Source organism: Azorhizobium doebereinerae UFLA1-100 (assembly GCF_000473085.1).
GTDB classification, from domain to species: domain Bacteria; phylum Pseudomonadota; class Alphaproteobacteria; order Rhizobiales; family Xanthobacteraceae; genus Azorhizobium; species Azorhizobium doebereinerae.
In genome coordinates this window covers 24,150-42,826 of record NZ_AXBA01000041.1, presented here as the reverse complement: position 1 = coordinate 42,826, position 18,677 = coordinate 24,150, and the positions used below count along the sequence as shown (strand labels likewise).

The 18,677-nt window shown below is 70.3% G+C and carries 22 protein-coding genes; 9 read left to right on the top strand and 13 right to left on the bottom strand.

The window, feature by feature from the left end; genetic code table 11:
• The 3 genes from YU1_RS30810 to YU1_RS0122780 all read right to left on the bottom strand — a co-directional run.
• On the bottom strand, window positions 1-203 hold a 203-nt coding region (locus YU1_RS30810), incomplete at its 3' end, for a transposase (protein ID WP_035713895.1).
• A 119-nt stretch (window positions 204-322) separates the two neighbouring features.
• Window positions 323-1,327, bottom strand: a complete 1,005-nt coding sequence (speB, locus tag YU1_RS0122785) for an agmatinase (protein ID WP_035716409.1) — start codon at window positions 1,325-1,327, stop codon at window positions 323-325.
• Window positions 1,328-1,378: 51 nt separating this feature from the next.
• Entirely contained in the window at window positions 1,379-2,476 is a 1,098-nt protein-coding gene (locus tag YU1_RS0122780; protein WP_029006047.1) for a sulfate/molybdate ABC transporter ATP-binding protein, read from the bottom strand.
• Window positions 2,477-2,660: 184 nt separating this feature from the next.
• Between YU1_RS0122780 and YU1_RS32205 the strand changes: the two genes are divergently transcribed.
• The gene (locus YU1_RS32205) at window positions 2,661-3,860 is read left to right on the top strand and encodes a GGDEF domain-containing protein (RefSeq protein WP_051357218.1); all 1,200 of its coding nucleotides are present in this window, start codon (window positions 2,661-2,663) and stop codon (window positions 3,858-3,860) included.
• Between the two features lie 8 nt (window positions 3,861-3,868).
• On the opposite strand, the gene YU1_RS0122770 is transcribed toward YU1_RS32205, so the two are convergent.
• The 3 genes from YU1_RS0122770 to YU1_RS0122760 form a co-directional block, all read right to left on the bottom strand.
• Window positions 3,869-4,660, bottom strand: a complete 792-nt coding sequence (locus tag YU1_RS0122770) for an anti-sigma factor (RefSeq protein WP_029006046.1) — start codon at window positions 4,658-4,660, stop codon at window positions 3,869-3,871.
• Complete coding sequence (locus YU1_RS0122765) at window positions 4,657-5,193, bottom strand: sigma factor-like helix-turn-helix DNA-binding protein (RefSeq protein ID WP_029006045.1); 537 nt, start codon at window positions 5,191-5,193, stop codon at window positions 4,657-4,659. Before YU1_RS0122765 ends, YU1_RS0122770 begins: the two co-directional genes overlap by 4 nt.
• A 175-nt stretch (window positions 5,194-5,368) precedes the next feature.
• On the bottom strand, window positions 5,369-5,764 hold the full coding sequence (locus YU1_RS0122760; RefSeq protein ID WP_029006044.1) for a hypothetical protein: 396 nt from the start codon (window positions 5,762-5,764) through the stop codon (window positions 5,369-5,371).
• 451 nt (window positions 5,765-6,215) lie between these two features.
• On the opposite strand from YU1_RS0122760, the gene ctrA reads away from it, so the two are divergent.
• Window positions 6,216-6,917 carry a response regulator transcription factor CtrA gene (gene ctrA / locus YU1_RS0122755; protein ID WP_029006043.1) on the top strand — a complete coding sequence of 234 codons (702 nt, stop codon included), beginning with the start codon at window positions 6,216-6,218 and terminating at the stop codon, window positions 6,915-6,917.
• 113 nt (window positions 6,918-7,030) lie between these two features.
• On the opposite strand, the gene YU1_RS0122750 is transcribed toward ctrA, so the two are convergent.
• A complete protein-coding gene (locus YU1_RS0122750; RefSeq protein ID WP_029006042.1) occupies window positions 7,031-7,987 on the bottom strand; it encodes a DnaJ C-terminal domain-containing protein in 957 nt (318 codons plus the stop codon).
• 298 nt (window positions 7,988-8,285) lie between these two features.
• A complete protein-coding gene (locus tag YU1_RS30800; RefSeq protein WP_198019017.1) occupies window positions 8,286-8,702 on the bottom strand; it encodes an RT0821/Lpp0805 family surface protein in 417 nt (138 codons plus the stop codon).
• Window positions 8,703-8,814: 112 nt separating this feature from the next.
• Here YU1_RS30800 and pdxH point away from each other — a divergent pair, with 112 nt between their 5' ends.
• Both pdxH and YU1_RS0122735 read left to right on the top strand, forming a co-directional pair.
• Entirely contained in the window at window positions 8,815-9,453 is a 639-nt protein-coding gene (pdxH, locus tag YU1_RS0122740; RefSeq protein ID WP_029006041.1) for a pyridoxamine 5'-phosphate oxidase, read from the top strand.
• Between the two features lie 92 nt (window positions 9,454-9,545).
• Window positions 9,546-10,298, top strand: coding sequence for an SDR family NAD(P)-dependent oxidoreductase (locus YU1_RS0122735; RefSeq protein WP_029006040.1), 753 nt, complete (start codon window positions 9,546-9,548; stop codon window positions 10,296-10,298).
• A 15-nt stretch (window positions 10,299-10,313) separates the two neighbouring features.
• On the opposite strand, the gene YU1_RS0122730 is transcribed toward YU1_RS0122735, so the two are convergent.
• Both YU1_RS0122730 and YU1_RS0122725 read right to left on the bottom strand, forming a co-directional pair.
• Window positions 10,314-11,291, bottom strand: coding sequence for a magnesium transporter CorA family protein (locus YU1_RS0122730; RefSeq protein ID WP_029006039.1), 978 nt, complete (start codon window positions 11,289-11,291; stop codon window positions 10,314-10,316).
• A gap of 171 nt (window positions 11,292-11,462) precedes the next feature.
• Complete coding sequence (locus YU1_RS0122725) at window positions 11,463-11,669, bottom strand: hypothetical protein (RefSeq protein ID WP_029006038.1); 207 nt, start codon at window positions 11,667-11,669, stop codon at window positions 11,463-11,465.
• A gap of 318 nt (window positions 11,670-11,987) precedes the next feature.
• Between YU1_RS0122725 and YU1_RS0122720 the strand changes: the two genes are divergently transcribed.
• A complete protein-coding gene (locus YU1_RS0122720; RefSeq protein ID WP_029006037.1) occupies window positions 11,988-12,590 on the top strand; it encodes a L,D-transpeptidase in 603 nt (200 codons plus the stop codon).
• Window positions 12,591-12,759: 169 nt separating this feature from the next.
• Here YU1_RS0122720 and YU1_RS32200 read toward each other — a convergent pair whose 3' ends face one another.
• Entirely contained in the window at window positions 12,760-13,956 is a 1,197-nt protein-coding gene (locus tag YU1_RS32200) for an extensin family protein (protein WP_051357214.1), read from the bottom strand.
• 75 nt (window positions 13,957-14,031) lie between these two features.
• On the opposite strand from YU1_RS32200, the gene YU1_RS30790 reads away from it, so the two are divergent.
• The 3 genes from YU1_RS30790 to YU1_RS0122700 all read left to right on the top strand — a co-directional run bounded on the left by YU1_RS30790 (window position 14,032) and on the right by YU1_RS0122700 (window position 16,323).
• A complete protein-coding gene (locus tag YU1_RS30790; RefSeq protein ID WP_035716406.1) occupies window positions 14,032-14,748 on the top strand; it encodes an HAD family hydrolase in 717 nt (238 codons plus the stop codon).
• 109 nt (window positions 14,749-14,857) lie between these two features.
• Window positions 14,858-15,637, top strand: a complete 780-nt coding sequence (locus YU1_RS0122705) for a DUF1499 domain-containing protein (RefSeq protein ID WP_029006036.1) — start codon at window positions 14,858-14,860, stop codon at window positions 15,635-15,637.
• Window positions 15,638-15,681: 44 nt separating this feature from the next.
• Complete coding sequence (locus YU1_RS0122700) at window positions 15,682-16,323, top strand: hypothetical protein (RefSeq protein WP_029006035.1); 642 nt, start codon at window positions 15,682-15,684, stop codon at window positions 16,321-16,323.
• Between the two features lie 68 nt (window positions 16,324-16,391).
• On the opposite strand, the gene YU1_RS0122695 is transcribed toward YU1_RS0122700, so the two are convergent.
• Together YU1_RS0122695 and YU1_RS0122690 are read right to left on the bottom strand one after the other, a co-directional pair.
• Window positions 16,392-17,102 (bottom strand): SOS response-associated peptidase, encoded by a 711-nt coding sequence (locus YU1_RS0122695; protein ID WP_029006034.1) that lies wholly within the window; start codon window positions 17,100-17,102, stop codon window positions 16,392-16,394.
• Between the two features lie 3 nt (window positions 17,103-17,105).
• Window positions 17,106-18,017 (bottom strand): MBL fold metallo-hydrolase, encoded by a 912-nt coding sequence (locus YU1_RS0122690; protein WP_029006033.1) that lies wholly within the window; start codon window positions 18,015-18,017, stop codon window positions 17,106-17,108.
• A 243-nt stretch (window positions 18,018-18,260) separates the two neighbouring features.
• On the opposite strand from YU1_RS0122690, the gene YU1_RS30785 reads away from it, so the two are divergent.
• Entirely contained in the window at window positions 18,261-18,590 is a 330-nt protein-coding gene (locus tag YU1_RS30785) for a hypothetical protein (protein WP_035716404.1), read from the top strand.
• Window positions 18,591-18,677 lie beyond the last annotated feature (87 nt).

Below are 18,677 nucleotides of genomic sequence, written 5' to 3'. Positions count from 1 at the left end.
CGACGGAAGACGGTGTTCCATTCTCCAAACAGCTCCGGCAGATCGCGCCAAGGCGAGCCGGTGCGCACGATCCACAGCACCGCCTCGATGAACATACGATTGTCCCGGCCCGAAGAGCCGCGCGTCCGCTCGTCGCCGATGATGTGCGGCGCTATCCGCGCCCACTGCTCATCCCCAAGCACCAGTCGATCAAGAACACCCATCGCTGCCTCATCAAAGGCAGCTTTGAATCACAGATCATTCAGCCCGGGAACCCCAAGAGTCCACACTACCTAGCGCGTCGTCTTCACGCGAACCGGGGTCCACGTCGCGCGGAGACGCGCTACGGGGCGATGCGCGCGCCGCCCGCCTTGCGCGCCGCAAGCACGCCCAGATAGCAGGCGGCGAGCGAAGCCCCCGCGAGCGCGGTGATCTCGGCATGGTCGTAGGGCGGGGAGACTTCCACCACGTCGAACCCCTTGAGATCGAGCCCGCCCAGCCGGCGCAGCGTATCGAGCGCCTCGCGGCTGGTCAGCCCGCCGCACACCGGCGTGCCGGTGCCCGGCGCGAACGCAGGGTCGAGCGCGTCGATGTCGAACGTCACATAGGCCGGCGCGTCCCCCACCCGCTCGGCGATGGCGGCGGCGAGCGCCTTCGGCCCCAGCTCGGCGGCGGCGAAGCCGTCGATGATGCGGATGCCGCAATCCTGCGGCGCGTGGGTGCGGATGCCCACCTGCACCGAGCGCTCGACGCGGATCAGGCCGTCCTTCACCGCGCGGGTGATCATGGTGCCGTGGTCGACGCGGCTGCCGTCGTCCTCCCAGGTGTCCTGGTGGGCGTCGAACTGCACCAGCGCCACCGGCGCGCCGGTCCGCGCCACCAGCGCGCGCAGCACGGGATAGGTCAGGAAATGGTCGCCGCCGAGGGTCACCAGATGGCTGCCCCGGGCATAATGCCGCGCCGCCTGCGCCTCGATGGCGGCGGGGATGCCCGCCGGCAGGCCATAGTCGAACACGCAGTCGCCCGCGTCCGCCACGTCGAGCGGGCCGAACGGATCGGCGTTGAAGGGAAAGAGCGGGTCGCCGTCGAGGATGGCGGAGGCGGCGCGCAGGGCGCGCGGGCCGAAGCGGGTGCCGGGGCGGTTGGAGACCGTCACGTCCAGCGGCACACCCCACACCACCACCTCGGCGCCGCCGCCGTCCTTGGCGTAGCGCCGCCGCAGGAAGGAGGCCACGCCGGAATAGTTCGGCTCCATGGACTGGCCGTGGCGGAACGCGGGGTCGAGGGCGCGATCGACGGGTCGCGGCGCCAAAGGCGATGCCGCGTGGGGCGACAGGGGATCGGTCATGAACGCTCCTTCCATGCCGCGCGGGGCGTGTGCCGGGACGCCCGTGCGGGCTCAGATGGCATATTCGCCGATCTGATGCGCGGCCGGAGCCCGGCAGTCAATGCCGCCACCGGCGGCGGGGAACAGCCGGGCGCGATCGAAGCGCACCGCGACCCTGGTGCCGTTGGCGGCGGTGATGGCGGGGGAGATGTCCGCCTCCACCTGCCCGCCCGCCACGTCGACGGTCAGCCGCCGGATGGCGCCGTGCCGGCGGAAGCCGCGCACCACACCGTCCAGCCCCGGCGTGCCGGGCATGGCGATGGCCACGTCCTGCGGCCGCACGAACAGCAGGCCCGGCCCGTCGCCGACGGGAGCGAGCGGGGTCGCCACCTCGGTGCCCGCCACCTCGGCTGCGCCGCCGCGCACCGTCACCTCCAGCCGGCTGGATTCCCCCATGAAGCCGAACACGTGCGGGGTGGCCGGGCGGTCATAGACGTCGTCGGGCGTGCCGATCTGCTCAATGCGCCCCTCGCTCATCACCACCACCCGGTCGGCCAGCTCCAGCGCCTCATCCTGGTCGTGGGTGACGAACAGCGTGGTGTGACCGGTGCGGTCGTGCAGGTCCCGCAGCCAGGCGCGCAATTCCTTGCGCACCAACGCGTCGAGGGCGCCGAACGGCTCGTCCAGCAGCAGCACCTTGGGCTCGATGGCGAGCGCCCGGGCGAGCGCCACGCGCTGGCGCTGGCCGCCGGACAATTGCGCCGGATAGCGGCCGCCATAGCCCTCCAGCTGCACGAGGCCGAGCAGATCGGCGACGCGGGCGCGGATGTCCGCCTCCGGCGGCCGGGTGGCGCGCGGCCGGGAGCGCAGGCCGTAGGCGATGTTGTCGGCCACGCTCATGTGGCGGAACAAAGCGTATTGCTGGAACACGAAGCCGATGCCGCGATGGCGTACCGGCACGTCGGAGGCATCCGCGCCGTCCAGCATGACCGTGCCGGAATCCAGCGTCTCCAGCCCGGCGATGATGCGCAGCAGCGTGGTCTTGCCGGACCCGGACGGCCCCAGCAGCGCCACCAGCTCGCCGGGCTCCACATTGAGCGAGATGCCCGCCAGGGCACGGTGCGGGCCGAACTGCTTGACGGCCTGTTCAACGGCGACGGCGACGGTCATGGGGGCGGACGATCCCTCCTGCGGAGAGCGCCTTATGCCACGGCACGGCCGCCGGCGAAATCCGCCCATGCCCGGCCGGCGGCGTGGCCCGGCACCGCGGTACGGGGTCGCCCCTTGCGACTGCTCCCTCGGCGCGCGATTGTGCGCGGGATTTTCTCCCGCTCCGATCGGTCTGCTTTGCCGAATGTCCTTTGACCTTGCCACCATCGTCGTCTTGGCCGTCGCGCTGGGTGTCCTGATGGGCGTGCTCCAGCTGGCGACATGGCTCCAGATGCGCGAGGAGACGCCGCTTGCCCTGTGGGGGCTCGCCGACCTGCTTTGCGTGTTCGCCGCGATGGTGTCGGTCTTCGACGGCGGCTATCGCAGCCCGCTGGTGGCGCCGTTGGCGAGCGCCTGCTTCCTACTGGCCAGCGGCGCCATCTATCTCGGCATGCGGGCGTTCGACGGCGCCCGGATCGCCCCCTGGGGCATCGCCCTGGTCGCCGCCTCGGCCATCGGCTTCGCCCTCGTGAGCATCCTGTTCCTGCGGCACAGCGTGAACGCCCGCATCGTCCTGTTCACCTTCATTATCTGCGGCTGGCTGGCCGCCGCCGCCTGGCGGCTGGTGCGCGTCCGCCGGCATGCCTCCACCTTCACCCGAGTGCTCACGGCGGTGTTCCTGTCGCTCCTCTGCGCCTTCCATCTCGCCCGCCTGGTCGCGGCGGCGTTCGGCGCCGGCAACGACGCCAGCCATATCTCGGCCAGCGCCCTGGCCCTCGCTCTCGCGGTCGGCCTGTTCTGCGTGGTGGGCCTGAACTGCGGCGCCATCTTCATGGTGCTGGACCGGCTGGCGTCGTGCGACGATCTCACCGGTCTGTCCAACCGGCGCGCCTTGCTGCGCGCCGGCGAGCGGCTGTGCCGGGCGGCGGTGGCACGGGGCCGGCCCCTGTCGGTGCTGCTGGCGGACCTCGATCATTTCAAATCGGTCAACGACGCCTACGGCCATCGCACGGGCGACCGCGTGTTGCAGGCGTTCGCCGCCATCGCCGGGGAGATGGTCCGGCCGGGCGACCTCGTCGGGCGCTATGGCGGCGAGGAATTCTGCATCGTCCTGCCCGGCGCGGACGCCGAGGCGGCCACCGTCGTGGCGGAACGCCTGCGGGACCGCGTCGCCCGCGGCCTGGAGAGCCTGGACGGCCTTCCCCTCCACGTGACCGTGACCATCGGCCTCGCCAGCCTAGAGGCGGACGGCATGCCTGATCCATCGGTGGAAGCGCTCATCGATGCCGCCGACGCCGCGCTCTATGCGGCGAAGGACGGCGGCCGCAACCGTGTCATCCGCGCCCAGCCCCGGTCGGCGCGCCCGCTGCCGGGCCTGCCGCCGTTCGCCCAGCCGACGGCCTGACCGCCCGCCTATTCCGGCATCAGCCGCCCTGAATAGAGCACCTCGCCGGACGGCACGGTGTCCGAGCCGCCCTCAGGCTCCACCGTGACCTGGAGCATGGCCTTCGCCGCCCCCTTCACGCCGAGCCGGCGGACCGCGTCCGAGCGGGTGGCGAACGCGCTGTTGAAGACGCCGAGCGAGCGCGGCGGCTGGCCGTCCGGCACCAGCCAGAGCTGGTAGGTCTTGCCCTCCGGCGCCGGGTCGAGCAGCGGGCGCACCAGCAGGCCGCCGTCCCGCGCGTCGATGCGCACCAGTACGGAAGCGGCACGCGCCTCCTGCAGGCTGGCGAGATAATAGGGCCCGCCGGTGCGGCCCCATTCCCGATATGCGAAGCCGCCGGCCAGCCCGACCAGCGCCACGCCGAGCCCGAGGGCCACCCAGCGCCAGCGCCGCGCGCTGCCCGGCATGCCCTCCAGCGGCGCGGCCAGCGTCGGCGCGGCCTCGTCCGCATCGACGCTGGCGGGAATGGCGAACGCCGTGTCGCCGGCCGGCGTGCCGTCGGCCGGCGCGGCGCTCGGCTCCGGCGGCGCGACGGGCGGCGGCGAGAGACTGCCCGCGAGATCCGCCCACAAATCGTCCGGCGGAGCGATGGAGACGGCGAGCTCGTGCAGCGGCGCGAGGCGCTGCTCCCACAGCCGCGCCACGGCGGCCACCTCCGGCTCCTCGGCGATGCGGCTGCGCATCATCAGGCGCAGGGCGGCGGGCAGCGTCCCCAGCACGTATTCCGCGACGAACTGGCGGTCATCCTCATTGACGGTCATGTGGCGAGATACTCGTCGATCTCCACCACGCTGCGCTTCAGCCAGGTGTTGACCGTATGCATGGGGGCGTCGAAATAGACCGACAGCGCCTCGCGGCTCCAGCCGTCGTAGAAGGCGAGGAGCACCATGCGGCGGCGTTCCTCGGACAAAGTGCCGAGGCAGGCGAGCAGCCGCTTGAGCGCTTCGGAATGGGTGGCCCCGGCCAGCGGGTCCTCGGCGGGATCCTCCACCTCGAACGGCTCCCAGGCCTCGCCCGCATCCTCATTGGTGCGCGCCGCCTCCAGCGCGCATTCGCGGGCGATGCATACCATCCAGGCCAGCGGCTCAAGATCGGCCGGGCGCGCCTTCGCCGTCTTCCAGATGCGCAGATAGGCCGTCCGCAGCGCCGCGCGGGCAAGATCGGGGCGCCGCAGGATGCGCAGGCACAGGCCATAGAGCTTGGGGCTGGAGAGCTTGTACAGGCGCTCCATCGCATCGAGCCTGCGTTCGGCGACCTCGGCCAGCAGAGGCGTCAGAAGGGTGGAAGTCGTCACGGCCGTCTCGATCTCATGGCGGCGTCTCCTGCCCTCGCTCGGGGCGCGCTCCGCGCGTTGCGGCACGTTCCGCAACGGCAGACCGGACGCCCGCGGCGCCCGGCCGGGTTCGCGCCCGAGGCTAGAGCGCGATCCTGCCGGATGGAAGCGGCTTGCGCCCGGCGGGGTCGGGCGATCAGAGGCGGGCGGGCTCGCCCTGCCGCCAGGCGTGGCGGCGCTCGATGACATCGCCCTCGGCGGTGCGCTCGCGCTCGCCGGCTGCTTCCACCAGCACCAGCTCGGCCTCGGCCTCCTCGAAGGCGGCCTGGGCCTCGGCCCGCTGGCCGCGCAGTTCGTCGGCCGAGCGCACCAGGTTCTCGCGCCGCTGCCGCGCCGAGGCGGCGAGCGGGGAGTAGGCGAAGTGCTTGGGATCGGTGATGCCGGAGCGCTGCTCCTCGGCGGCGATGTCCCGCTCCATCTCGGCCGCCATGCGGTCGAATTCGCCGACCATGGTGTCGATCTGGGCGAGGCGGCGCCGGGCGTCCTCGATCTTGAACCTTTTGGCACGGATCAGGGGCTCACGCGATTTCATGAACGCGACACTCCGAGGCACGCGAGAACGCTGGAACCGGGTCTCCGGCCCCACTTCAGGAACGAGCATGGCCACATACGGTTGTCGTTTTGTTACCGCCCCGGCCGCAACGCGGGAAAATCGACGGAGGCCGCCGCTTGGCAACCAATCGTTTACCCCCTTCGTTAATGATGACCTCACGGTTCGGGGTGTGCGTCGTCGGCGTGCGGTCCGGGCAGCCAAAGGGCTCGTAAGGCGGTGTGTCGATACGGTGTAGGTTAACGCGAACAACTTTAAAGTGAGGTGGAGACTCAGTCTTCGCCCTCATGCACAAAGTTTTTCGTCGGGACTCTTGTCCTGCCGAATCGGTTTCGGTTATCGATTCTACACACGGAACGCGAATCACACGGTCGGCCGAGCACGCGAACGGCGGCACCCCGCCATTCGGGTTGTTGCGAGGAAGGGGATTGCCATGCGCGTCTTGCTCATCGAGGACGACAGTGCGACGGCCCAAAGCATCGAATTGATGCTGAAGTCGGAAAGTTTCAACGTCTACACGACGGATCTCGGTGAAGAAGGCGTCGACCTCGGCAAGGTGTACGAGTACGACATCATTCTTCTTGACTTGAATTTGCCGGACATGTCCGGCTTCGAGGTGCTGCGTTCGCTGCGCCTCGCCAAGGTCAAGACCCCGATCCTGATCCTCTCCGGCCTTGCCAATACCGAGGACAAGGTCAAGGGCTTCGGCTTCGGCGCGGATGATTATCTCACCAAGCCGTTCCACAAGGACGAGATGGTGGCGCGCATCCACGCCATCGTCCGGCGCTCCAAGGGCCACGCCCAGTCGGTGATCCAGACCGGCGACCTGATCGTCAACCTCGACACCAAGACGGTGGAAGTGGAAGGCGCCCGCGTGCACCTGACGGGCAAGGAGTACCAGATGCTGGAGCTCCTCTCCCTGCGCAAGGGCACGACGCTGACCAAGGAGATGTTCCTCAACCATCTCTACGGCGGCATGGACGAGCCCGAGCTGAAGATCATCGACGTGTTCATCTGCAAGCTGCGCAAGAAGCTGGCGAACGCCTCCGCGGGCAAGAACTATATCGAGACGGTCTGGGGCCGCGGCTACGTGCTGCGCGAGCCCAACGGCGCGGTGGACCGCATCGCGGTCTGATCCACGGGTCCACGCGTCCTCACGAAAGCCGCGTCTCCCGCAAAAAAGGCCCCGCCGATCCGGCGGGGCCTTTTTCTTGTTCCATCCCCGACAGCCCGAAGGCGAGGGAACCCTCAGGCGCCGTTCGCCTCGCGGCGCTTGCGCAGCAGGGCCTCGATCTCCGGATCGGGGGTCTCGGGCAGCGACAGATTGGTGGTGACCAAGAGGTCGCCATGGCCGCCGTCGGCCTTGGGCATACCCTTGCCGCGCAGGCGGAAGGTCCGCCCGCCGGAGGTCCAGGCCGGAATGTTCAGCTCCACCGCGCCGGACAGCGTCGGCACCCGCACCTTGGCGCCGAGCACGGCGTCCTCCAGCGGCACCATGATCTCGGTGCGCAGGTCGTCGCCCTCGCGGCGGAAGCGCGGATGCGGGGCATAGGTGATGGTGACGAAGGCATCGCCTGGCGCGCCGCCCTCGAAGCTCGCCTCGCCCTGCCCCTTCAGGCGCATGCGATGGCCTTCCAGCGTGCCGGGAGCGACCTTCAGGTCCACCTGCTTGCCGGACGGCAGGGTGAAGCGCTTGCTGGCGCCGAGCGCCGCCTCTTCGAGCTCGATGGTGAGCGTCAGTTCCACGTTCTCTCCCGGCTTCGGAGTGAAGCCCCCGCCCGCCGAGCGCTGCTGCCGGCCGAAGCCGAAAATGTCGCCGATATCGTCGAAATTGCCGCCGCGGCCCGCGCCGCCGCGCCGGGTATAGCCGGTCTGGCCTTCGGGGCCGAAGCTGAAGCTCTCGAAGATGGTGTCGCCGTCGAAGCCGCTGAAGCCGCGGGACCGGCCGCGCCCACCGGCACCGGCGAAGTCGTGCATGCGCGGTTTGCCCTCGGCGTCGATCTCGCCGCGGTCAAACTGTCCGCGCTTGTCCTTATCGGACAGAATTTCATAGGCCGAGTTCAATTCGGCGAACTTATCCTGCGCCTTGGGGTCCGACGCGTTGGCGTCGGGGTGCAGCTTCTTGGCCTGGCGCCGGAAGGCGCGCTTGATCTCGGCTTCGTCGGCGGTCTTGGCGACGCCGAGGATGTCGTAAGGATCGCGCATGGGCAAATTACCTCGGGGCCAGCGCTAAACGGCCGGCCGCGCCTTTCATGTGGTGCGATGTTGCCCGATTGCAACGGGGGAACTCAAGCCCTCCCCAGTTTCGAGCCGTGCAAAAGCATGCTGCTGCCCGCCCCATCCCTGCACCCTCCGGGGGCCGTGCCCGCGGCCCGCCCAGAACGGCGGCCGCCCCTGCCTTCCAGGCCCATGCCCGGCGCCGCGTCCACCACCTTCCGATGTCGCACCCGTGGCTTGCGCCAGCATCGCTTCGCCCGGCGCCGCGCGCCGCCGGGAACGCCGCTCAGGCCTGGCCGAGCAGGCGCACCTGGCCGAGCGTGACGAGGCCCTTGCCGTCGCGGCACGCCTCCCCCTGCACCCAATGCTCGCCGCCCTTGTCCACCACGCCGATGCGGAAGTCGCGGCACTTGTTGTCCTTCGGCGCGCCGAGCGGCGTCGCCGTGCCATGCGCGCCCGTGGCCTTGTTCTCCCACGGAATGCTGGGCGCCTCCTCCTTGGCCGACAAAGCGGTGTCGAGGGCGAGCTTGGCCTGCGTCCAATCGCCCGCGGCGATGCCGGCCGGAGGCGCCCCCTCGGGAGCCGCGACGGCCAGCGAGACCGGCAAGGGCTTGATCGAGCCGGTGACCAGGAGGTCGTCGTCGCGCAACCCGAGCGTGCCGCACCCCGACAGCGCAAGCGTGAGGAGGCAGGCGGTCGCCACGCTGGCGATACGGATCGCTGGCAGGAGGGCCGCATTGAGCCTATATGGGCGCCTGACCCTCAGCCCGCGCCGTACGATATGCGAATGCGGCGACACGCGAATGGCTCCTGTCATGTCCGATTCCGCAATGGAAACCCAGAACCCCTTAACGTCTGGTGATTTCACCGCTGCCGGCGAGCCGTTCCGGCTGTTTTCCGAATGGCTGGCGGATGCCGAGCGCTCCGAGCCGAACGACCCCAACGCCATGATGCTGGCGACCGTGGACGCCGACGGCCTGCCGGACGCGCGCATGGTGCTGCTGAAGGGGCTCGATGCGCGCGGCTTCGTCTTCTTCACCAATACCGAGAGCAACAAGGGCCGCGAGCTGGCGACCAATCCCAAGGCCGCCCTCGTGTTCCACTGGAAGAGCCTGCGCCGTCAGGTGCGGGTGCGCGGTCCGGTGGAGCAGGTGACCGACGCCGAGGCCGACGCTTATTTTGCCACCCGTCCCCGGCTGTCGCAGATCGGCGCCTGGGCGAGCCAGCAGTCGCGTCCGCTGGAGGGCCGCTTCGCCCTTGAGGCGGCGGTGGCCACCACCACCGCGCGCTACGCCATCGGCACGGTGCCGCGCCCGCCGCACTGGACCGGCTTCCGGATTCTGCCCGTTGCGGTGGAATTCTGGCACGACCGCCCGTTCCGCCTGCATGACCGCATCGTGTTTTCGCGCCCCAGCGCGGAAGACGCCTGGGAAAAGACCCGTCTTTATCCCTGATCCTTGACCGGGCGGCGCGCGATGTGCTGCCTGCACGATGCACATTCCCGCTGCACCGCAGCGCGACGCACCCGCTTCGAGGTCTCGCCGTCATGGTCGCCGTCACCAACCAGCCGCCGCGCATCATGCTTCTGACCGGGGCCTCGCGGGGCATCGGTCATGCCACGGTGAAGCGCTTCTCCAGCGCCGGATGGCGGGTCATCACCTGCTCGCGCCAGGCGTTTCCGGGGGAGCAATGCCCCTGGGCCGCCGGCCCCGAGGACCACATCCAGGTGGACCTTGGCGATCCCGACGACACGCTGGCGGCGGTGGAGGAGATCAAGAACCGGCTGCCCAATGGCGAGTTGCACGCCCTGGTCAACAATGCCGGCATCTCGCCCAAGGGCCCGAACGGCTCGCGCCTGGGCACGCTGGACACCGACCACACCACCTGGATGCAGGTGCTCCAGGTGAATTTCCTCGCGCCCATCATGCTGGCGCGCGGCCTCATCACCGAATTGACCAAGGCGCAGGGCTCGGTGGTGAACGTCACCTCCATCGCCGGCTCGCGGGTCCATCCCTTCGCGGGGGCGGCCTATGCCACCTCCAAGGCGGCGCTGGCGGCGCTGACGCGCGAGATGGCGGCGGACTTCGGGCCGCTCGGCGTGCGGGTGAACGCCATCGCCCCGGGCGAGATCGACACCGCCATCCTTTCCCCCGGCACCGACAAGATCGTGGCGCAGATTCCCATGCGCCGGCTCGGCACGCCGGACGAGGTGGCCAAGATCATCTACGTGCTGTGCACGGAGACCTCGTCCTATCTCAACGGGGCGGAGATCCTCATCAACGGCGGCCAGCACGTCTGAGGGCCGGCACCGGCATCAGAGCCAGCGCCGCCACTTGAAGAAGACGTAGGGCAGGATGCCGGACACCACCATGGCGCACAGCGCCAGGGGGTAGCCGTAGGTCTCGGCCAGTTCCGGCATGTGCTGGAAGTTCATGCCGTAGATCGAGGCGATCAGCGTCGGCGGCATCAGCACCACCGAGAGCACCGCGAAGATCTTGATGATGTTGTTCTGCTCCAGGCTCACCATGCCGATGGTGGCGTCGAGCAGGAATTGCAGCTTGTTGACCAGGAACGCCGCGTAGTCCGACAGGCCGGTGACGTCCCGCGTCATGCTCTTCAGCGCATCCCGGCCGGCGGCGGTCAGCGGGTGGCCGTCCGCGTCGGTACCCAGGAAGGCGAGGAAGCGGGTGAGCGAGGACAGGCTCTCGCGGGCGTAGGAGGTCAGGCGCTCCTTGCGGCCGAGCTGGGTGAGGATGGCGCGGTAGACCTGGTTGGCGTTACCGCCCTTGGTGTCCGGCTCGAACGTGCGGCGCGACAGGCGGTCGATCCCGGCGCCGCACTGCTCCAGCACGTCGGCGATGCGGTCGATGACCATGTCCAGCAGGTCCGTCAGCACCGTCTCGGCGGTGAGCCCCGCCGGGCAGTTGCGGCGCAGCCGGTCGGCTACCATGGCGAAGGCGTGCGGCGCGCTGTAGCGCACCGTCACCAGCGCCTTGTCGGTGAGGATAAAGGTGATCGGCATCACCTCGGGCGCGTCGGTCTGGCTGCCGCACAGCACCGAAAGCGTCATGTAGCGGGCGCCGTGCTCCACATACAGGCGGGAGGACGCCTCGATTTCCTGCATCTCTTCGCGCGTCGGGATCTCGACCCCCACGGCGCGCTCGACGATGTGGTCCTCCTGGGGACCGGGAAAACTCAGGTCGAGCCAGACCGCTCCGGCCGGAACCTCGCCGTCCAGCGGGACGGGATGGGCTTCGAGCACGCCCGCGCGCGGGCAGTAGGCAACCAGCATCGAGGGCTTGGCTCCGTCAGGCAGGCAGGCGCTCGCGAGAGCAACCGCCGGGGCGGACATTCCGGTTCGCCCCGTCCTGCGCCCGCGACCGAGCCCGCGTCAAGCTGCGGGCGGCAGACGGGTCCGCGCGGCAGATCTGGAGCGCCGTGCCGGAAAAGCCTTAGGCGCCGCTCAGGCCGCCAGGAAGTCGATGTCGCGCAGGGTCACCACCTTGCGTTCCTCGGCCGCCTTGGCCTTGTCGTCGCGGGCGGGGGAATACGGGGCCGCCGCGGCAACCGCGTTGATCCCGATGTCGCGCCACTGGGCGCTCTGGCCGGCATAATGCTTACGCTCGGCATCCAGGCGGGCTTGCTGCTCCTGGATCGTATCGGTGGACATGATTCTACTCCCTTCACAGACCGCCGCCGCCTGAAGCCGCGCCGGATTTTCCTCAACACCCATCGAGAGATGGTGGCCAACTGCGTCGAAACTTTGCAGACGATGCGTCCTGTCCAAGGTCTTATGCCGATAGGATCGCCCCAAGCTTGCAATGACGAGTTAATGAATGCCGATAGGTCAGATCCTGAGGCATTTTTGCAACAGGGATTCAGCCAGTGCGCGGCAGCACAAAGTGGCCCCTTCAAGGCACCTGAAGCATGGGTTAATCCATTCCCAGCATCTCGATTCGAGATTTTCCTGGAAATCAAAGAGGCGGCCATGCGGGCGCGGGCAATTGCGGCTGTTCTGACGGGTGTTCTACTAGCGGGATGCCAGACTACGACCTACGCTCCCACTCCCGAGGCTGCGCTGAAGCCCCGCGATAAGCAGCTGTTGGCGAATGCTCCTTACCCTAAGGTCAAGCCGGAAGGCGAATTCGCCCGGCAGATCGTGACCTATACCGGCAAGGAGAAGCCGGGGACCATCGTCGTCGATACCGACAAGAAGCTGCTCTATTACGTGCAGGGCGACGGCACCGCGATCCGCTACGGCGTGACCGTGGGCGAGGAGAGCTTGGCGTTCCGCGGCGAGGCGAAGGTCGGCCGCAAGGCGGAATGGCCGAGCTGGACGCCCACCCCGGAAATCCACCAGCGCATCGCCGGCCTGCCGGCCTATGTCGGCCCCGGCCCGCACAACCCCATGGGCGCCCGCGCGCTGTACCTCTACCAGGGCAGCAAGGACACGCTGTTCCGCATCCACGGCACCAACCAGCCCGAGCTGCTGGGCCAGGCCATCTCCTCCGGCTGCATCCGCATGCTGAACGAGGACGCCATCGATCTGTTCAACCGCGTGCCGGTGGGCGCCAACGTCGTGGTGCTCTGAGCAGCTTCGAGCCCCTGCGGACAGACAAAAGGCGCGGCTTCGGCCGCGCCTTTTTTCGTCCTGCAATGAGGCGTGCCCCGCACGGCCCTCGGCCGGCGAACGCCGTTCCTATCAAAGTGTTTGAGGGCGATTCACCGATCAGATTGAGTCAATCTGATCGGATCGCGTCCTAGCCGCCGGAGCGTGGCTTGCCGGCGCCGCGCGCGTTCGCCGCGACCGGCGGGCGCGGCAGCGGCAGAGGCACCACGTCCTCGTCCTCCGCCTCCGCTTCCACCCCCTGCGGCGGCGCGGCCGCGGAGGTGGAAGGCGCCGCCACGGCCGGCGCGGGAGCCGGAACGCCATAGGCCGCGCGGGCGACCGCGATGGTGGTCGGGCGGATTTCCCAGCGGCACAGGCGGATGTTCAGGTAGCGCTGGGCCAGGTCGATGTGGACATGGTCCTCGTGATAGCCGTCCGACCCCGGCCCGAGGACGGTGGTGAAGCGCGAGCAGAAGGACGCCTTCATGGAGGCCTGCAATGCCATGGGCAGGCCGTTGTCCTTCACCTGGAACACCCGCTTGTCCTCCAGCACCACGCCGCCCACGTCCATGGCGATGCCCTGGCCGTGGTCGCTCATCTTGGCGCCGGCGACCCGGTTGCGCGGCCGGCAGTCGTAGGAGGCGGCCACCTTCACGGTGTCCAGCCGGCTGCCCAGGTCCGCCGCCGCGCGCGACAGGTCCTCGCGCACCCATTGCGCCACCGCCACCACGGCGTCGCAGCGCAGGATGGCCGCCGGGGAGAGCGCGACGGTGGTGCCGTCGTCCATGCGCACGCCGCTGAGCTCGACCGGGGTCGGCAGCGAGCAGCCGGGCCGCGCGCCGATCGCCGGCGCCGGGCTGGCCACGATGATCTGGCTCTGCACCAGCGCCGCGCAGGCGGCGGGCAGCTTGCCGCGCGGCGCCTCGTTGGCGGCGGCCGAATGCTCCGGCGCCACCGCCGCCGGCGGCGGGATGACGGTGCGGCTCGGTCCCGGCGGGTCCGCCTGCGGCGCCAGGGCCGCCTGCCGGGGCGTGTAGAGGGAGGGAGGGGTCTTCGGCAGCGGCGCCGCGACCACCGGCGCGGCCGGCCCCTCCGGGGCTTCGCCGTGAGGGTCCGCCGACGCCTCGGCCGATGCCTGCTCGACGTCCTCCGCGTCCAGTTCCGCCGGACGCGGCAGAGGCATCGGCACGGCACGCGCGCGGGGCGCCGCGGCAGGGGCGGACGGGGAAACGAGCGCGGATCGCTGCGCCGGCTCCGAGGCGGCGAGCGCCGGCCCGCAGGTGCCGAGCAGGAGGATCGCGGCGGCGCGCGCGGCGAGGCGGGGGGCGGCGGAATGTCGTTCAATCATCGCCCATGATACTAAGGGAGGGACACCCCTGCGTCACCGCCCTCCCGTTACCACTTGCCCCGGACCCTTGCCCGCATGCACGACCTGAAGGCGCTCCTGTTCGACAAGGACGGCACGCTGGTGCATTTCGACCGCACCTGGGGCCCCGCCGCCGGCGCGGCCATGCGCACGCTGGCGGGCACCGATGCCCACGCCCTGCGCCGCCTGGAGGACGTGAGCGAATATCTGCCGGAGGAGGAGCGTTTCCTGCCCTCCTCCCCGCTGGTGGCCGGCTCCTCCGCCCATTACGGCCCGCTGTGGGCCGAGTGCCTGGGCCGTCCCGCCGATCCGGCCTTCTTCGCCGAGATCGACCGGCTGTTCTCCGGCGCCAGCCTGCGCTCGCTGACCGCGCTCGGCCGCCCGCGCGACGTGCTGGCGCATTTCCACGGCCAGGGCCTGCGGCTCGGCATCGTGACCAACGATGCGGAGGCCAACACCCGCCTCCAGGCCGAGGCGCTGGGCCTCATGCCCTATCTCGACCTGATCCACGGCTATGATTCCGGCTTCGGCTCGAAGCCGGAGCCCGGCATGGTCGCGGCGGCGGCACGGGCGCTCGACCTCCCGCCGCACGCCATGGCGGTGGTCGGCGACAGCGCCCACGACCTCGCCGCCGCCCACGGGGCCGGCGCGCGCTTCATCCTGGTGCGCACCGGCCCGGCGCCGGTGGAGCATCTTTACGCTGCCGCCGACTTGGTGGTGGACAGCATCGACGACCTGCCGCGCCAGCTCGGCATGCCGCTCGTCACCGCCTGAGCGGGCGGGCGACGGCGATGGCCTTTTTCAAAGCCCCGGTCTGCTCTAATCATGGCCGGATTGAAGACGCGGCGGCGCCCTGGCGCGCGCCCGGCAGGCAGGGTCCGGCATGATCAAGCGGCGGCTCTATGTGGAGGAGCGGGAATCTCGGCTGGCGCGCTGGAGCTTCCGGTTGGCGCTGTTCTCGGTGCCGGTCATCGTGCTGGCCGCCGCGCTCTACCGCATGGGCGTGCTGGATTTCCGCCCCGCGCTCGCGACCCTGGGCGCGGGCCTCGCCATCGCCTTCGTCGGCGCGGTGCTGGCGGTCTGCGCCTGCGTGAGCGTGTGGGAGAGCGGCTGGCGGGGCATGGGCCGCGCCATCGGCGCGCTCGCCATCGCGCTCGGCGTGGTGGCCGGGCCGGCGGCGGTGCTGGCGCGCGGCGCCATGCTGCCGCCGCTCACCGACATCACCACGGACGCCGGCGACCCGCCGCATTTCCGCGCCATGGGGCTCGCCCGGCCGCGCAGCGCCAACGCCGTCACCTATGCCGGGGAAAGCGCCGCCGCGCTCCAGCGCGAGGCTTACCCCGGCATCAAGCCCATGGACCTCGACGCCACCCCGGACGAAGCCTTCAACGCGCTGCTGGCGCTGGTGCAGAAGCGCAAATGGCGCATCCTGGACGCGGTCCCGCCGCGCGGCGGCCTGCGCGACGGCCAGATCGAGGCGGTGGCGCCGACCCCGCTCATGGGTTTCCGCAATGACGTGGCGATCCGCGTGCGCGCCACCGCCAAGGGCTCGCGCGTCGACGTGCGGTCAAGCTCGCGCTATGGCATCCACGACCTCGGGGAGAATGCCATGCGCATTTCCAGCCTGATGTCCGACCTCACGGCGGAGCGGCGCAAGCACTGAGCGCACCTCCCCCGCCGCCTCCATCCTGCCAGGAGACCAAACCCGTGCGTGTGTTCCCTCGCCCGCTGCGTGCCGGCCTTGCCGCGACCGCCCTCTGCGCCGGCCTCATCGCCACCGCGGCGCAGGCCGGCCCCCTGCTCGCCGACATGGCCGACCGCGCCCTGAAGTGCGCCATCGAGCCGGGCTTCTACATCGACCCCAAGGCGGAGACGCTGTCCACCTTCGCCTTCTCCGACGACGGCAAGAGCTGGACCGACATCACCGTGCCGCTGGTCGCGCCGGGGCTGGCCGACAATCAGAAGGACCAGTTCGTCGTCGTGGTGCCGGCGGGTCCCGGCCGGCCCAAGGCCTCGCGCGTCGCCTTCATCCGCACCCTGGAGAAGCCGGAGCCCGGCACCAAGGGCAAGCCGCGCGTGGTCGTGTCCATGCATGTGGACGGCGACACGGTGGGCGACGAATGCGCCGTGGAGAAGGGCCGCAAGCCCTATGCGGAGAGCCGGTTCGATTCGGTCCGCGAGACGGTCTGCGGCAACGATCCCGCCCCCGCCTGCGAGCGGCTGCTGGCCAAGGCCTGCGGGCCGGAGCCGACCCCCGCCTGCACCGCCGCCGCCGTGCCCGAGCTGAAAAAGGCCACCAAGGCCTATATGGACAAGATGAACGCCAGGGCCGGCCAGCCGGTGCGCTGAGGGCACCCCTCGCGTTCGAGAGCGAGCACGCATCACCCGACCGGCTCGCGGGCCGGTCGGCGCGGGCGCTACAGCAGGCTCGCCTGCGCCTCCGGCGGCGGTTCGGCGACGGCCTGCGGCGCCAGCAGGTCGGCGCCCTCGTTGCGTACCGCATTGACGCGGGTGGAGACCGGCCAGAGCGCCATCTGCTCTGCCGGATAGGCGCGCAGCAGGTCGCGCGGGTCCCGGGCGGTCAGCCAGCGCTCCATGTCCGCGCCATCGAGAATCACCGGCATGCGGTCGTGCAGCGGCGCCAGCAGGGGGTTGGCGGCGCAGGTGAGGATGGTGAAGGTCCGCAGCCATTCGCCCGAGGCCGGATCCTTCCAGCCCTCCCACAAGCCGGCGAACCCCATGGGCGCGCCGCTCTTCAAGGCGATGGCAAAGGGCTGCCGGCCGCCGTCGGCACGCCGCCATTCATAGAAGGCGTCGGCCGGCACCACGCAGCGGCGCGGCTTCTCCCAGGCGGCCTTGAACGAGGGCTTGTCGGCGATGCCCTCTGAGCGGGCGTTGATCAGCGAGGCCGCGCGCGACGTGTCCTTGGCCCAGGAGGGCACGAGGCCCCAGCGCAGCAGCGAGAGCTCCGCCTTGAGGCTCTGCGGGTTGAAGCGGATGACCAAAGCGTCCTGCGTCGGCGCCACGTTGAAGCGCGCCGGCGCGTTCGGCATCCCCACCTGCGGGTGAAGGCTATAGAACGCCCCATAGGCGGAGGGAGCCTGGGACTGGGCGAAGCGGCCGCACATGGCTCAGCGCACGAGGGTGTATACGCCGTCGATGGCGGGCGGCCCCTCGGTGACCACCAGGCGCTTCTCCACCATGTCCTCCAGATGGGCGAGGACGGTGAGCGAGGCGGCACCCACGAGGCGCGGATCGAGGCCGATATAGATGCCGCGCACCAGGTCCGGGATGGTGGTGTTGCGCTCCAGCCCGCGCAGGATGGCGGCCTCGCGCGCGGTGCGGTGGTCGAGATAGTCGCGCACGAAGGACGGCGCGTCGCGCACCGGCCCGCCGTGGCCGGGCAGGTAGATCGGCTCGGAGCGGGCGGCCAGCTTCTTCAGCGAGCGCACATAGTCGCCCATGGCGCCGTCCGGCGGGGCGACGATGGTGGTGGCCCAGGCCATCACATGGTCGCCCGAGAACAGCAGGTCGTCCTCCGGCAAGGCGAAGGCGAAATGGTTCGCCGTGTGGCCCGGCGTGGCGATGGCACTGAGCGTCCAGCCGGGGCCGGTGATCGCGTCGCCCTCCGCAAGGACGATGTCGGGCACGAAGTCCATGTCGCCGGAGGCATCCAGCGCGTTGATCTCGCCGATGTGCAGCGGGCGGGCCGGCCGGTGCGGCCCCTCCCCCACCGTGAGCGCCCCGGTGGCCGCCTTCACCGCCACGCTGGCCGGGGAGTGGTCGCGGTGGGTGTGGGTGACGACGATGTGGCTCACGCTCTCGCCGCGCACCGCGTCGAGCACCGCCGCCACATGGGCCGGGTCGTCCGGCCCCGGATCGATGATCGCCACCTGCCCGCGCCCCACGATGTAGGTGCAGGTGCCGGTGAAGGTGAAGGGGGAGGCGTTCGGCGCCACGATCCGCCGCACCAGGGGCGTGACCTGATCGAGCCGCCCGGACGGGACGGGGAACTTCCGGTCGAAGGGAATGTCGTCGCTCATGGCGGCGAACCTAGCGAAACCGCCACGCCGGCGGTACCCTTTTTGGAACGCGGACCGGGGGGCGCGGGGCCGGGATCGCCGCCGCTCTCCTGCCCCGCCGACACCCAGCGCGGGGACCGGGATGTCTTGCTCCTGTCAGGGTCGGCCGCGAACATGCCGGGGGACGGCCGGGCCGCCGTGCTTGGCAGGAGGCGAGCGATTGCGGTACAGCCGTAGGCATCGCCCCGGAATGAGGATGCCTGGATGAGAGCGGTGCTGCTGTCGGCCCTGATCGCGAGCGCATTCGCCGCCGCCCTGCCCTCGCCCGCCGCCCATGGGCAGGCCAATCTGACCCTGCCGCCCATCGACCCGCCGGCCACGCCCCAGACCTGCGGCGCGCTGGCGGCGCTGGTGAAGAGCCAGGGATCGCTGGTGCTGGGCGACAATCCGCGCGTCTACCAGCGCTATGTGCGCGACCAGACCTTCTGCGCCTACCAGCAGGTGGCCAGTCCCGCCTGGGTCCCGACCACCGACAATCCGCAGTGCTTCATCGGCTACACCTGCGGCGACAGCAATAACGACGGCGGCAAGTAGCGCCTGAGCCACGGCCCCGGCGGCGGTGCTCTTATGGGATCCTCCCGGATCTGCTATCCTGTTCCGCCGGGCGCTGTTCGCGCGGGG